Genomic DNA, 14,426 nt, shown 5'->3' on the forward strand with positions numbered 1-14,426 from the left:
TTTTATTTAGCTCAACATCATCATGAATACTTCCTGTATTATGATAGAAATTAATAACCATCAAAAGTATAGAATTAATCGGAGGGTATTATAGATCATAAGCAATCGAAGTATGGCTTATTGATGAGAAAAACAACAATGCGGTAAAAAAGCCTTCCGAAGAAACGCTGACAAATCTCATCAGCTAACTGGTAACTTTCATCAGGATTGACTACATTTCTAATTACAAAGTGAAATTTCAATCCAGCTAATTGAGATAACCGGTATGTTAGAAATGACGAACAAGAATAGTAGCCAGGTAAAAGTCGGGCTATATGCCGCCGTAGTAGTTTTTCTAACCTATACCATGATCTTTGGCTTCCGGAAGTCTTTTACGGTGGCCACTTTCGACGGGATTGAGATAGCCGGCTACAGCTACAAAACCATACTGGTCATCAGCCAGGTGTTGGGTTACCTGCTGGCCAAATTCTATGGTATCAAGTATATTTCAGAACTCAAACGTACCGGCCGGGGCCAGGTCATTCTCCTCCTGACGGGGATTGCCTGGCTGAGCTGGCTGCTTTTCGCGCTTGTGCCGCTGCCTTACAACATTGTTTTCCTTTTCATCAACGGTTTCCCGTTAGGTATGCTTTGGGGAGTGGTTTTCTCTTATGTGGAAGGCCGCAGAAGCACCGATTTTATTGGAGCAACGTTAGCGGTCAGCTTCATTTTTGCTTCCGGGTTTGTTAAATCGGTTGGTGCCTGGCTGATGGTGGAGTTCAGCGTATCAGAGTTCTGGGTACCGTTTTACACGGGCCTGGTTTTCGCCCTGCCGCTTTTGCTTTTCGTTTACCTGATGGAGCGGATCCCGCCACCCAGCGAGGAAGATGTTCAACTCCGGACAGAGCGATCAGCCATGACCGAAGAGGACCGGAAAGGTTTTGTGAAGGAATTTTATGCCGGTATTGCCGCCTGCGTGCTGATCTACTGCTTTGCTACCATCTTCCGCGACATCCGCGATAACTTTGGTGCAGAGATGTGGAAAGAGCTGGGCTATTTTGATCAGCCGGCTATTTTTTCGAAAACAGAAACGCCTATCACCCTGATCATCCTGGTGCTGATCGGCAGCATGGTGCTCATCAAAAACAACTACAAAGCGCTGCAAACGGCGCATATTTTCATCCTGATCGGATTTGTAGTAGCCGGTGTTTCTACCTCGCTTTTTGCTGCAAACTCAATAGAGCCGATCTGGTGGATGACGCTGGTCGGGCTGGGCTTGTACATGGTGTACATCCCATTCAACGCGGTGTTCTTCGACCGGCTGATATCCACGTTTAAGTATACCGGAAACGTAGGCTTCTTGATTTACCTGGCTGATTCGTTTGGGTATGTAGGCAGCGTTGGGGTGTTGTTCAGCAAAGAGATCTTTCGGGTGCAGTTAAACTGGGTAACTTTCTTCTCCAACAGCGTAATAGGCCTTTCGGTAATCGGTATCCTGCTTACCGTATTTTCCATGGTCTATTTCGGAAGGAAGTATGAAAAGGTGAAGGACCGGGATTTAAGCGCTGCACAGAAAGTGCAAGTATAAAAGGTCAGTTTTAGGAGAGGTTTTGGTTACTTGACTTGGCTGGTTTTTGTACTAGTGATGAGTGGTTGGGAGGGGTATTGGTTGAGTGGATTTATAACGTACTCGTGCATGAGGCGTGCAAGGCCCGTCGGCCGTAGCATGGCTTTTGCACCTGATTGGTGTGTGTTATTTTTATTCGTTTTCAAAGGCCGTTGATAAATGCTTATCCATGTCTCTCCAAAACAGTGCTGAATAACCTCTGGGAATTTGAACAGGTTTAGTATTTGCTGCAATTAACTTGAATATTTCTTGCTTAGGAGCATATTTTGCACTTATCTCAGCTGCCATGAATTTTGTTATGGGTGAATGAGGATTATAAATCGCTTTGATTGGTGTAGAAGAGAAATCTTTACTTGTATCTATTTCTCTTTCAAAGTAATCAAGTAATTCACACACTGCAGAGCGTCCTCCTTTGTCTTGATGTATGCCAATAACCCTTAGCAATGCATAATTTCCTGTGGAGTGCCTGTAACTAAATATATCACCAATATTATATGGGGTGTTTTCCTTATAAATCTTTGGCAACTTTTTGGACTTAGGCTGAGGTGAAAGTAATTGAACCTTAAGTTTTTCTAATACTTGTTTTCTTTTATCAAGTAGCTTTTTGTCCTCACTCCACCTATGTAAATCAGCTCCATTCTCAATAATAGATAAAGCTTTTTGCTTTACTTCTTCAAGAAGTCTTCCAGTAGACCATTGAATTGAAGACAAAGAAAGCCAAAATACAGAACCTTCATCGGTATTATTCATTTCTTCTTTATACGCCGCCATTAATTCGTCAGTGGCATTTTGAGGCGACATTCCCTCACCAACTAATTCTTTGAAATCATCCCGTATGTCACAGGCAAAATCATCAGAGAATAATGCAGGCCCCCATGCACTCATATCAAATATTTTATTTTAGTTAATACACACCAACTACTGTATAAACGGAAGTCTATTCCGTTTATCTGCATTATATCTGAAGATAGGTTATACTTTATACAACAACAAACCCGGTAGCAACAGCTAAAGCAAAGCATAAAGGCCCTTCTTCCTACAGCTGCTCATTCACCAACAGCAGCGTATCTGCATGCAAAGTATGGCCGCCTTCAAAAGTATAAACCTGAGGAGAGATCCCGAGCTGTGCCATTAGTTGTTTCTTGCGATCCAATGCCTCAGCAGTGATAAACTCATCTTCGGAGCCATAGACCATGGCAACAGGTAAACCGGCAAAAGCAGCCTGGCCAGAACTGAAATCGATGTCTTCGGGGAAAGAGGCGGCCCAAAGTATAAGCCGGTGCACAGGCACATTGCCGGAAGCCAGCCAGCGGCTAACCGTGGCACCACCCTGTGAAAAGCCAAGCACTGTAATCCGAACATCCTGGGGTAGTTGTTCAAGCATATGCTGAAGCAATAGGTTCAGGTAGCTGGCCTGGTCCCCGATCTCCGAAAGGCGGTCTTCCTTCGTCATCCAGGTCGCGCCTATTCGTCCGGAAAAGCCATCGAGGTAAAACCTGGAAAGTGCTTCGGGCGCGACCACAACGGTTTCGCCATCATCCAGCACACTGAAGTGCCGCAGGAAAAAGCGCGCCAGTTGTCCATAGCCGTGGCACACGATCCAGAGGTTGCGTGTTTTTTCGGAGGACGTACCCAACGTGTAGTAACGGGCGGTACGTGGCACGATCAGCTTGTTTTCCTGCATCGAGTTTGGCTATACTTTATACTTTCAAGCAATGTATACTTACCCGTTTACTTCCCTGCTACATGTTCTTCTGACTTTTCAGGTCAGTGGGGTAATTGAAGGCACGAGTTACAAAATTGCGCTAGCAAATATTGAATGCAAGGCATTACTGATACAGTACACCACCATTCGTAATTAGTAATTCTTTATTTGTAACTACCTCTACAGGTTGTCCGGCGTGAACTGGAAAGGCAGCAGATCTGCTACGGAGTTGCAGCGGTAGAACTTGCCGTCCGGGCCTTGTAGCAGCACCGGAAGTGGCTCCTTTTGCTTATACTCGTACTCGGCCATTACCTGGCGGCAGGCGCCGCAAGGCATGGCCGGAAGAAAAGTGGTGTCGCTCCGGCGTCGGGCTGTAACCGCCAGCAATTTTATTTTTTTGTTCGGGTGGTGCGCGCTTAAAGCGAACAATGCGGTGCGCTCGGCACAAAGTCCGGAGGGATAGGCGGCATTTTCCTGGTTACTGCCCTTGAACATAGTGCCATCTTCCAGCACCAGCGCAGCACCTACCAAAAAGTTAGAATAGGGAGCATACGCATCGTTGGCGGCCTGCTGCGCTAGCTCCATTGCTTTGAGTTCCTGCTCTGTCAGTTCGTCCACCGAGTCGAGCACATCGATGTGGATATGTATGTTTAGCTCACTTGCCATTTAGAACCTGATAGGTATAAAAATTAGAAAAGGGCTATAAATTTAACGTAATATTCTGACAAAACCATACTTGCCGTTTGCCATGCTAGCGGTATTTGCTAATTTAAGGGCAAACCACTTCCGCTATGAAAAAGATTCTGCTGCTTGGCGCGGGCCGCTCGGCCTCTTCTCTGATCCAATACCTTTTGCAACATGCCCCTTACGAAGGTTGGCAAATAACGATAGGCGATATCAATGTTGATCACCTGCAGGCAACGATTGCAGATCTTGAGTTTGCCAAAGCCATTGTTTTTGATGTGCACAACGAGGCGCAACGGGCAGAGGAGGTACGAAATGCAGACCTGGTTATATCATTGTTGCCTGCTATTTTCCACATAGAAGTGGCACGCGAATGTATGGCGCAGGAGAAGCACCTGATCACGGCTTCGTATGTTACGCCAGCCTTCCTGGACCTGCACGAGGAGGCGCAAGCCAAGAACCTGACGATCCTGATGGAGTCAGGGCTGGACCCGGGTATCGACCACATGTCGGCAATGGCGGTAATACGACACATAAAAGAGCAGGGCGGCGAGATCGTTTCGTTTAAATCTTATACCGGCGGCCTGGTGGCGCCGGAGTCGGATAACAACCCCTGGAACTATAAATTTAGCTGGAATCCGCGCAACGTGGTGCTGGCAGGGCAGGGCACGGCCAAGTATATCAAGAACGGCGAGTATAAGTATATTCCGTATCACCAGCTTTTCAGGCGAACCGATGAGTTGTATGTTGAGGGCTACGGCCATTTCGACGGCTATGCCAACCGCGATTCGCTCAGCTACCGCGAACCCTATGGTTTGCTCAACATTCCGACCATGCTGCGCGGTACCCTGCGCCGCAAAGGCTACTGTACTGCCTGGGATGTGTTTGTGCAACTAGGCATGACCGACGACAGCTACGACCTGGAAGGGGTAGAACAAATGACCTACAGAAGCTTTTTAGAGGCTTTCCTGCCCCCTGCCTCAAACGAAGTACAATCGCTGCAGCAGCGCCTGAGCAGCTACCTGAACTTACCTGTAGATGGTGACGTGATAGCAAAACTCGAGTGGCTGGGGCTGTTCTCTGACACACCCGTAGACCTGTTGGCTGCCACACCTGCCCAAGTTTTGGAAAAGCTGCTGGTATCGAAGTGGAAGCTGGAGCCGGGCGATAAAGACATGATCGTAATGCAGCACCTGTTCGAGTATGAATTGAGCGGAGAGCAGCGCGAGCTTAGTTCCTCCCTGGTTGTGATTGGCGAAGATTCCGTGCAGACGGCCATGGCTAAAACGGTAGGTTTGCCCGTCGCCATACTTGCCAAGCTGCTGCTACAGGGTAAAATCAACCACCGCGGCGTGGTTATTCCGATCCACCCGGAGTTGTACGAACCTGTGCTGGAAGAGCTGAAGCACTACGGAATTGACTTTGTAGAGCAGGAGAGGGTTATAGAGAAAGTATAGGAGGAAAAGATGCTTTAATAGCAGTTATACTTTGGTCTGTAGCTTCGTAGCTTCCTGTACTCCTCAGTCTTACTTGCCTATTATGTTATAGTTAACTTTGGTGCGCTCAGGGCCGCGGGGCCTCGTCCTCGGGCATCGCGCTGTCTAGCTTTCCTGCCTAACGGCTGCCACTGTCGTGGCACCGGAAACCCAGAAGGCGCTCTACCCAAGGACTGGAAACGAAACTGCTTCGTGAGCCACTATGCAACTTTAACCAAGTATCCCCTTTAGGACAACCTAAAGCGAGAGCTTTAGAGTCGCGAGCGTAGCTCTGAGGGGTAGGGGTAGTTGGACCACAACAACTATGAAAGTATAACTCTAAAGATAGGATCGGCAGAAATTCCCCTCTCGGGAGGGGTAGGGGTAGGTTTCGTTGCCAGGACAATCTATAACTATGGCGCGAGCGTCCTCGCTCGTGACATGCTATCGTGCGGGCCTCTGGACCAGTCGATTTGCAAATTCGACTTTATAGTTAGACACGGGAATAATTCCCGCGCCAGAAAAGTGAATGCCACTTATACTGCCAGTTACAAACTGGCCTCAAGGTAAGCCACAAGTTGCGCTGTCGCTAAACTTGCGGCATGGGAAAGTCAATCGCAGATCAGGAAATCCGGAACAGCGTACACGGCACCTCTTTCTCATTATTGCATTCAGCTGGTTGCTTCCTAACAGCAACCTCTAAAAGATCAGGTAATACTCCCGCAGCAACTCCTTAACTTCCGAAGTATACGTAACCGCGTCAGCTTCCCGAATGAACAGTTGCTTTACAACCGGAGCAGTTGCAGGAGCGAAAGAATAGCTCTGAATATGGCGTATGCATTTGCCGCCTACTCTGGTGTATACTTCCAGTGTCTCGATCAAGTATAAATTGTGGTTGCGGGCTAAGTCAGAAAAGTGTTGTGCTTCTGCCGGAGGTAACAGTAAGTATAGCTTCCCTTGCGATGTAAGATGTTGCTGTGCGAACGTCAGAATATCTTCAAACAACAGGTCGCCGGTATGTTTGGCGGTATTCTTCGCAGCATTTTCTGATTTAAGAGAACTCAGGAAAAATGGCGGGTTGGAAAATATTACATCGTATATAGCACGCGTCTCCTGTGCATACTCCTGCAGGCTCATCGGGTAAAGCATGAGCCTATCTGCCCAGGGGCTTTGGCTGAAATTCTCCTTTGCCTGCTCCTGTGCTTCCGGGTTGATCTCTACGGCATCTATACTTGCTCCGGATCGTTGCGCTACCATCAAGGATAACAATCCAGTTCCTGCACCAATATCCAGTATGCGCTTTGCACTGTTCACGTCCACGTATGCCCCGAATACGCAGGAGTCGGTGCATACTTTCATGGCGCACTTATCCTGCTCTACCCGGAACTGCTTGAACTGGAAATAAGAATTAGCCACAGGTGGGAATTTTGAATAACTGAATGACTGAATTTTGAATAAGGAAATTAAGTAAAGAAGTAGAGAAGTAGAAAATCCTAATCCTATTAATCTTTCAATTCTGTAAATCCTGATTCAGACAATCTGAATAATTCATAATTTATAATTCAGCATTCATAATTACTTAGAATTGTACATCCCCGATTCAAAGCCTTCGTCGATGAGCAGGTTGGGGGAGAGGGCGCTGGCCACGGCCAGTTGATCGCAGCGTTCGTTTTCAGGGTGACCGGCGTGGCCGCGTATCCACACAAATTTTACGTTGTGCTTAGCGTACACCCGCAGGAAACGGGACCACAAATCGCCATTAGCCTTACCAGCAAAGCCTTTCTTCTGCCAGCCAAACACCCAGCCTTTTTCCACGGCATCCACCACGTACTTCGAGTCGGAGTAGATGGTAACTGGAATGCCCGGTTTGGTAATAGCCTCCAGCCCCACGATCACAGCCAGCAGCTCCATGCGGTTGTTGGTGGTTTTGCGGAAGCCGGCAGTCAGTTCTTTCTCGTGCTGCTTCCAGCGCAGAATCGTACCATAGCCTCCCGGCCCCGGGTTACCGCGCGAGGCACCATCTGTAAAAAGCTCGATCATAAGATTATTGTGAATGGGGGAATGAGTGAATTTTGTTTGAATTTGGAATATTTACTTCTTTACTTTTCTACCTTTCTACCTAATTCAATCATTCACAAAATCACTCATTCAGAATTAAAACGTCAGGTTGGTTTTGAATAGTTTGATGGCAATAGCCAACAGGATCACACCGAAAACTTTACGAAGTATGTTAGCGCCAGCCTTGCCTAACTTTCGCTCCAGCCACGCCGATGACTTGAGCACGATGTAAACGAACGCGAGGTTAAGCAGGATACCTATCAGCACATTAGGCAGCGAATAGGCAGCGCGTAGCGAGAGCAGCGTTGTCATGGTACCGGCCCCAACTATAAGCGGGAAAGCCAGCGGAACAATAGAGCCGCTTTTAATATCAGGGTCTGTGTGAAAGAAGTCTTTGCCCAGGATCATCTCCAGACCGATCAGAAAGATGATGATAGCACCCGCCATCGCAAACGATTGAAAATCAATGCCGAAAAGCTTCAGGATCGCGTCGCCCAGGAACAGGAAGGCGATCATCAATATTCCGGATATGATCGTAGCCTTGCCAGACTCGATTTTTCCTTCGCGCTTGCGCAGATCAATAATGATCGGGATGGATCCTAAAATATCAATTACCGCAAAAAGTGTAAGGGTTACGGAAGCGATTTCCTTTAGGCTGAACATTGCAAGTTAAAAAGTTAGAGAGTTAAAGAGGTGCAAAGTTACTGGTTTCTTAAGATAGAAAGAAACCAACTTGCCTGAAACAAAACTCCTAAACGTTCTAACGCCAAAACTCTCAAAGTACAATCAGGCGTAATAATGCAGGAAAAAACGCTTTAGCTCTTCGTACTCGTCGTTGCCGATGGCCGGGAAGTTGGCAATCCGGAAGGTATTGCGCAGCCAGGGGCCGTACCCGTTGCCTAAACGGATGTTGTAGAGCAGCGCACGCTTTTTGATATCATCAACCAGGCGCTCGGAACCCTGCAGAGTCAGCACGGTTTTAGAGCGCACCTCCTCGTTTTCTACCAGCAGTTTAAACTCCGTAAACTGGCTAAAGAACTCGTACAGGTCGTTAGCCCGATCGGTAAGATCGATGTCCAGTTGCTTGATAAAAGGCCGGTCTTCGAGCATGCGCTTCATCAGGTAAATATCAAGCACGTTGGGCGTGTGGGTGGTCTGGTAGTTGAGCATTTTCTCGTACATCGGCACGAGGCTGTTGTAATGCGAGCGCTCATTCAGCTGCTTGGCCCGGAAAATAGCGCGTGGCGAACAGATGAGCACTGCCAGGCCGGACGGCAAACCAAAGCACTTCTGCACCGAAGCAAACCAGATATCAGCCTTTATGAATTTCAGATTAAGCCCGGCCATGGAAGAAGTGGCATCTACAGCAATAAGCGTATCGCGGTACTTGTTCTGCAGGTTTAGGATGGTGGTGGCCGATACCTGCGTGCCGTTGGACGTTTCGTTCTGGGTAAAGCAGATGAGCTCGGTGTCGGAACTGATCTGCAGGTCATCCACAGGCATGTGCTCGTTCATGTCAAACTTCATCCCTTCGGAATTCGGGCGCAGCTTTTTTGCTTGCTCACACCACTTTTCGCCAAAAGAGCCATTATAAATATGGTAGCTCTTGTGCCGCGTAAGGCTTTGGATCAGGATCTCCCAGCACTCGGTGGCCGAGGAGGCAAAAAGAATGTGGTAATCCTGCGGGATGTTGATCTTACGTTTAAGCGAGTTAACTACCGCCCGGGAAACCTGAACGAACTGCTCGCCCCGGTGTGGAGCTCCTATAATACCCTCGTCGTACGCATCTGTAAGATAGGTGCGCACCTCTGGATATACTTTTGAAGGACCGGGGTAGAAATTTAGCATGCAGGAATATAGTAAAAAATATAGTATAAGTACTATATGAACAGTGATTTTTTAGTGAACGGAGCAGCTGCTGTCTATGGTTTTTGTGAGCTGAACCCGATTTGCTTTGGCTTCATGCGTTCGAAATAGTGCAGGGCCAGGCGGTAACTTTCAAGGCCAAAGCCAGTTATACTTCCCTTGCAATAGGCGGCAAACACACTCTTTTGCCTGAACGCATCGCGGGCGTAAATATTGGATATGTGCACCTCAATAACGGGCGTTTCAATAGCTTTTATGGCATCGGCCAGTGCTACCGAAGTATGGGTATAACCACCCCCGTTAAACACAATGCCTTTGTAACTGAAGCCTACCTCATGCAACTTATCGATCAGGGCGCCTTCTGTGTTCGATTGGAAATACTCCAGCTCCAGCGCCGGAAAAGATTTCTTCAGTTCCTCGAAGTATGACTCAAACGATTCGGTGCCATAAACAGACTTTTCACGGACGCCCAGCAGGTTCAGGTTTGGCCCGTTCAGGATCAATATTTTCATAATGCAGCTTCTTTTTACAGTCCGGCCTAAAAATCCGGATATGCAAAGTTAAGGATTAACTATCTTTGCTTTATTCCCTGACAAAAGAAATATAGGCTAAGGAGCAAAGGCTTTCTGCAGATTTACCTTACCTGTGGCATGCTCCGGAATCTTTTGTCCTTTGTCAGAAAGTCTTTTTTCCAAAAATATGAAGTGGTCTATCTGCGTAAAGCAATTTGAACAATACCTGCAGCTGGAGAAATCGCTCTCGGGGCACTCCGTGGAAGCCTACCTGCGCGACGTCCGGAAGCTGACGGATTTCCTGAGCGTGAGAAACCTGAGCGAGCAGCCCGAGCAGATAACCCCGGCCATACTGCATGATTTTATGGCGTGGATAGGCGAACTGGGCATGACACCGCACTCGCAGGCCCGCACCCTGTCTGGTATCCGTGCTTTCTATAAGTTCCTGATCATGGAGGATATGCTGGCCATAGACCCGACCGAAACAGTAGAAGCGCCTAAAACAGGCCGCAAGCTGCCCGATACGCTGCACTTCCACGAGATAGAGCAGCTGCTGGCCGCCATCGACCTTTCTACGCCGGAAGGCACCCGCAACCGGGCCATGCTCGAGACGCTGTATAGTTCGGGTCTGCGCGTAACAGAGCTGTTGGAATTGAAGCTGAGCAACCTCTACGAAGACATGGGCTTTTTGAAAGTGGCCGGTAAGGGCGACAAGGAGCGCCTGGTGCCGATCGGAAGGGATGCGCTGAAGCACATCCAGCTCTACCGTGAAGGCGTTCGCTGTCACCTCAACATTAAGAAGGGTAACGAGGATTATGTTTTTCTAAACCGCCGGGGCGCGAAACTAACGCGGGTGATGGTATTTACGATCATCAAAGACCTGGCTGCCAAGGCAGGCATACAGAAGCAGGTGAGTCCGCATACCTTCCGCCACTCGTTTGCCACCCACCTGATAGAAGGAGGCGCCGACCTGCGCGCCGTGCAGGAAATGCTGGGCCACGAATCCATCACCACCACCGAAATCTATACCCACCTGGACCGGGATTACCTGAAGCAGGTGATCAAAGATTACCACCCGCGGAGCTGATGTATACTTTGCTGCATCGGCACCCGTTAAGCTAGAAGAACTATACTTTACCTTAAACTTATATAATGACTCTCAAAAACTGGCCTATACTTTTTGCCCTGTTCCTGTTTCTCTCTGTCTCGTTTAGTGCAGCTGCCCAGTCGGCAGACGACATTGTGCCCAAACCTGTTGAAGTAAAGAAAGACAAGGGACATGTATCTATCGACGGAAAAGCACAGATCATTTTCGATAAGCAGTTTGCTGACCAGGCTACGTTTTTGAAAGACATGCTGGCGGCACAAACCGGCCTGAAACTGCAGGCTTATACCAAAGCGCAAAGCAAGCCAAAAGCAAGCCACCACATTTACTTGCTGTTCGATAACAAAGCCATCACCAAAGACGAGATGTATACTTTGACGGTGGAAGGCAAAGACATTACCATTCGCGCCAAAGACACCGGCGGTATGGTGTATGGCATCCAGTCGCTGTTGCAGCTGTTTCCCATCAAGCAGGTAAAAGAAGCCAAGGTTTCGGATGTAAAGATAATCGACTACCCGCGCTTCGCTTACCGGGGCATGCACCTGGACGTGGTGCGCCACATGTTCCCGCTGGAGTTCATCAAGAAGTACATCGATTACCTGGCCTTCCACAAGTTCAACACCTTCCACTGGCACCTGACCGACGACCAGGGCTGGCGTATCCAGATCGACTCGTACCCGAAGCTGAATTCCATCGGCTCCTGGCGCAAAGCCACCCTGATCGGGCATTTTAAAGACACTCCAGCACGCTACGACTCTACCCGCTACGGCGGATTTTATACCAAAGATGAAGTCCGCGAAGTGATCCGGTATGCGGCCATACGTGGCATCAACATCATCCCGGAAATTGACATACCCGGCCACAGCCGTGCTACCATTGCCGCTTACCCGGAGTTCAGCACCCGCCCCGATACCACGTGGAACGTTGCCACTACCTGGGGCATGTACAACCGCCAGAACAATGTGCTGCAGCCAAACCCTGCTACGTTCAAGTTCCTGAAAACGGTGTTCCAGGAGGTGGCAGACCTGTTCCCTTATGCATACTTCCACCTGGGTGGCGACGAGACCAGCAAGATGTGGTGGAAAGCTGACCCGGTGTCGCAGAAGTTTATCAAAGACCATAACCTGAAAGACGAGAAAGGCCTGCAGACATACTTTGTGGAGCAGGTGGCCGGTTACCTGCAGGAAAAAGGCAAGAAAGTGATCGGCTGGCACGAGATCCTGGAAGGTGACCTGAATACCTCTACCCTGATCATGAACTGGGGAGGGGAGAAGGAAGGCATAGCGGCGGCTACCCGTGGACACAAGGTGATCATGTCGCCGGGTAAACCGCTGTACTTCGACCACTACCAGTCGAAAGACCCGAACGACAGCCTGGCTATACACGGCTACAACCCAACCGAAGCGGTATATAAATTTGAGCCGGTGCCAGATGCGCTGCGCCAGCAAAAGCTAGACAGCTACATCATCGGCGCGCAGGGCAACGTCTGGACCGAATACATGGGCAGCCCGGCCAAAGTAGAATACATGATCTTCCCAAGAATGACCGCCCTGAGCGAGGTGCTCTGGTCGCCCGCCGAGAAGAAAGACTACGAAGACTTTACACGAAGACTGAAGACTGCCATGATACCAAGGTATAACTTCTGGAAAAGCGCTTACTTCAAAAATTTCGAAACCTGGACTGCCGATAAGCAGCAGTAGGCTTTTGTTTGATAAGTATAACAGCTCTTCAGGGTGATCCTGAAGAGCTGTTTTGTTTCAGGTGGTTTGCCTCTTCTATGAACAGGAGAGGGGGCTTTCTTCTGTCATCTCGACCAGAGGGAGAGATCTGGTATGGGCATAGTATAAACACACCCCTGCTGAGAAGAGGATTCCTGCCTTTACTTTAGTTGAGGTTATACTTTCATAGCTGCTTTTGTCAAACCACCCCTAACCCCTCCTTGTCTAAGGAGGGGAGCCTGTTACTGCTATACTTGAAGTATAAGTTTCATTGCTGCAGCTATCGCGTGGACAGGTCGCGACCTGTCCCTACAATGGGTTCCAGTTCCATAGCAGCTCACTAAGCAGTGTTATTTCCAGTCCTTGGGTTGAGCGCCTTTGATTTGTTGCGGTGCCCGTAAGGGCAGCCCGCAGCGCAAGCGAGGAGCAGCTTCAAATCAACAGCGCGATGTCCAAGGACGAGGCCCCGCGGCCTGGAGCGCTCGGAGAGACGCTATGAAAGTTATAAGCTAGTAAGGCTGAGGAATGAAAGTAGCTACGAAGCAGAGGCCTGTCAGCGTAAAGTATAAACCTCAACTATGGTATAAATCTGGAAAATAAAAGTATAAGGTTAGCTAAAATTATATCTAGTTATTCATATATTTAAAGAAGAGAATAACAGAGGGTGTGCGGAGATTAAGGCTGTTATTTGCTCATCAATGTCACTAATCAAACTTTATACTTTATGACAACAGCTTTACTCGAGCAAGAAAAACAAACAACGAAATTCAACTTTACAGGCAGCGGATCGGAGCTGTTTGGTATACAGATCGTAAATTTCTTCCTGACCGTCTTTACAGTAGGACTGTATTATCCTTGGCCAAGGCCAAAACCCTGCAGTACCTATACCGCAAAACAGAACTGGCAGGCAGCCCCTTTACCTTTCATGGTACTGGCAAAGAAATGTTTGTAGGCTTTATCAAAGGGGTAGGTGTTTTCGCTGCATTATACTTCATGCTCTACATGGCCATGCTCGTTGATACACCTTTCATGGCCGTGCTGTTTGTGTTTGTATACATTGTAGGCTTTATGGTGTTGGTGCCAATAGCACTGCATGGGATGATGCGTTATCGCACTTCCCGCACCAGCTGGCGCGGCATACACCTCGGGTATAGAGGTGAGCTGTCAGAAATGGTTTCTACTTACCTGGTTGGCTTCTTCCTGACCATCATTACGTTTGGCATCTACGGGCCGTGGTTCATGGTAAAAATTCGCAAAGAGATGATCGAGAACGTGCGCTTTGGCAGTGCCCACCTCCGCTACACCGGCGATGGCGCCGACCTGCTGCTCATCCACGTGAAAGGATACTTCCTGAGCATACTTACCGTGGGTGTTTATTTGTTCTGGTACGTTAAAGACTTGTTGCGTTTTTATACCGATAACATTGTAGTGGTGCACGAAGACACCTACAGCCGCCTGCAGTGCAACGTAAGCGGGTTCGATTACCTGAAGCTGGCCATAGGTAATTTGCTCCTGATCATTTGTACCTTGGGCTTCGGCACTTCCTGGGCTACCGCACGTACCATGTCGTTCATCCTGAATAACTCCACGCTGGTGGGCACTTTTGACCCGGATACGCTGGTGCAGACCGAGGAGGACTATACCAATGCCATGTACGAAGACCTTGCAGATGTGCTGGACATTGGTTTAGTTTAACA

13 protein-coding genes and 1 pseudogene are annotated in these 14,426 nt (G+C 48.5%); 6 read left to right on the forward strand and 8 right to left on the reverse strand.

The window, feature by feature from the left end; translation table 11 throughout:
* Positions 1-274: 274 nt before the first annotated feature.
* Entirely contained in the window at positions 275-1,567 is a 1,293-nt protein-coding gene (locus MJ611_RS18700) for a DUF5690 family protein (RefSeq protein WP_250431964.1), read from the forward strand.
* A 171-nt stretch (positions 1,568-1,738) separates the two neighbouring features.
* Here the strand turns inward: MJ611_RS18700 and MJ611_RS18705 are convergent, their stop codons facing one another.
* The 3 genes from MJ611_RS18705 to cdd all read right to left on the reverse strand — a co-directional run bounded on the left by MJ611_RS18705 (position 1,739) and on the right by cdd (position 3,977).
* Entirely contained in the window at positions 1,739-2,491 is a 753-nt protein-coding gene (locus tag MJ611_RS18705) for a hypothetical protein (RefSeq protein WP_250431965.1), read from the reverse strand.
* A 151-nt stretch (positions 2,492-2,642) separates the two neighbouring features.
* Positions 2,643-3,290 (reverse strand): alpha/beta hydrolase, encoded by a 648-nt coding sequence (locus MJ611_RS18710; protein WP_250431966.1) that lies wholly within the window; start codon positions 3,288-3,290, stop codon positions 2,643-2,645.
* Between the two features lie 201 nt (positions 3,291-3,491).
* On the reverse strand, positions 3,492-3,977 hold the full coding sequence (gene cdd / locus MJ611_RS18715) for a cytidine deaminase (protein WP_250431967.1): 486 nt from the start codon (positions 3,975-3,977) through the stop codon (positions 3,492-3,494).
* Between the two features lie 125 nt (positions 3,978-4,102).
* On the opposite strand from cdd, the gene MJ611_RS18720 reads away from it, so the two are divergent.
* A complete protein-coding gene (locus MJ611_RS18720; protein WP_250431968.1) occupies positions 4,103-5,452 on the forward strand; it encodes a saccharopine dehydrogenase family protein in 1,350 nt (449 codons plus the stop codon).
* Positions 5,453-6,169: 717 nt separating this feature from the next.
* Here the strand turns inward: MJ611_RS18720 and MJ611_RS18725 are convergent.
* The 5 genes from MJ611_RS18725 to aroQ form a co-directional block, all read right to left on the reverse strand.
* Positions 6,170-6,886, reverse strand: a complete 717-nt coding sequence (locus MJ611_RS18725; protein WP_250431969.1) for a tRNA1(Val) (adenine(37)-N6)-methyltransferase — start codon at positions 6,884-6,886, stop codon at positions 6,170-6,172.
* Positions 6,887-7,045: 159 nt separating this feature from the next.
* Positions 7,046-7,510 carry a ribonuclease HI gene (gene rnhA / locus MJ611_RS18730; RefSeq protein WP_250431970.1) on the reverse strand — a complete coding sequence of 155 codons (465 nt, stop codon included), beginning with the start codon at positions 7,508-7,510 and terminating at the stop codon, positions 7,046-7,048.
* Between the two features lie 114 nt (positions 7,511-7,624).
* Positions 7,625-8,191 carry a MarC family protein gene (locus tag MJ611_RS18735; RefSeq protein WP_250431971.1) on the reverse strand — a complete coding sequence of 189 codons (567 nt, stop codon included), beginning with the start codon at positions 8,189-8,191 and terminating at the stop codon, positions 7,625-7,627.
* Positions 8,192-8,314: 123 nt separating this feature from the next.
* Complete coding sequence (locus MJ611_RS18740) at positions 8,315-9,376, reverse strand: aminotransferase class V-fold PLP-dependent enzyme (protein WP_250431972.1); 1,062 nt, start codon at positions 9,374-9,376, stop codon at positions 8,315-8,317.
* Between the two features lie 74 nt (positions 9,377-9,450).
* Entirely contained in the window at positions 9,451-9,906 is a 456-nt protein-coding gene (gene aroQ / locus MJ611_RS18745; protein WP_250431973.1) for a type II 3-dehydroquinate dehydratase, read from the reverse strand.
* A 187-nt stretch (positions 9,907-10,093) separates the two neighbouring features.
* Between aroQ and xerD the strand changes: the two genes are divergently transcribed.
* The 4 genes and pseudogenes from xerD (at position 10,094) to MJ611_RS20700 (ending at position 14,424) form a co-directional block, all read left to right on the forward strand.
* A complete protein-coding gene (gene xerD, locus MJ611_RS18750; protein ID WP_250431974.1) occupies positions 10,094-10,993 on the forward strand; it encodes a site-specific tyrosine recombinase XerD in 900 nt (299 codons plus the stop codon).
* Between the two features lie 65 nt (positions 10,994-11,058).
* Positions 11,059-12,711 carry a beta-N-acetylhexosaminidase gene (locus MJ611_RS18755; RefSeq protein WP_250431975.1) on the forward strand — a complete coding sequence of 551 codons (1,653 nt, stop codon included), beginning with the start codon at positions 11,059-11,061 and terminating at the stop codon, positions 12,709-12,711.
* A gap of 742 nt (positions 12,712-13,453) precedes the next feature.
* Positions 13,454-13,968: pseudogene (locus MJ611_RS20695) on the forward strand (DUF898 family protein); the annotation flags it as partial.
* 21 nt (positions 13,969-13,989) lie between these two features.
* Positions 13,990-14,424, forward strand: a complete 435-nt coding sequence (locus tag MJ611_RS20700; RefSeq protein ID WP_394802164.1) for a DUF898 family protein — start codon at positions 13,990-13,992, stop codon at positions 14,422-14,424.
* Positions 14,425-14,426 lie beyond the last annotated feature (2 nt).

The organism is Pontibacter ruber (assembly GCF_023630205.1).
Taxonomy (GTDB): Bacteria; Bacteroidota; Bacteroidia; order Cytophagales; family Hymenobacteraceae; genus Pontibacter; species Pontibacter ruber.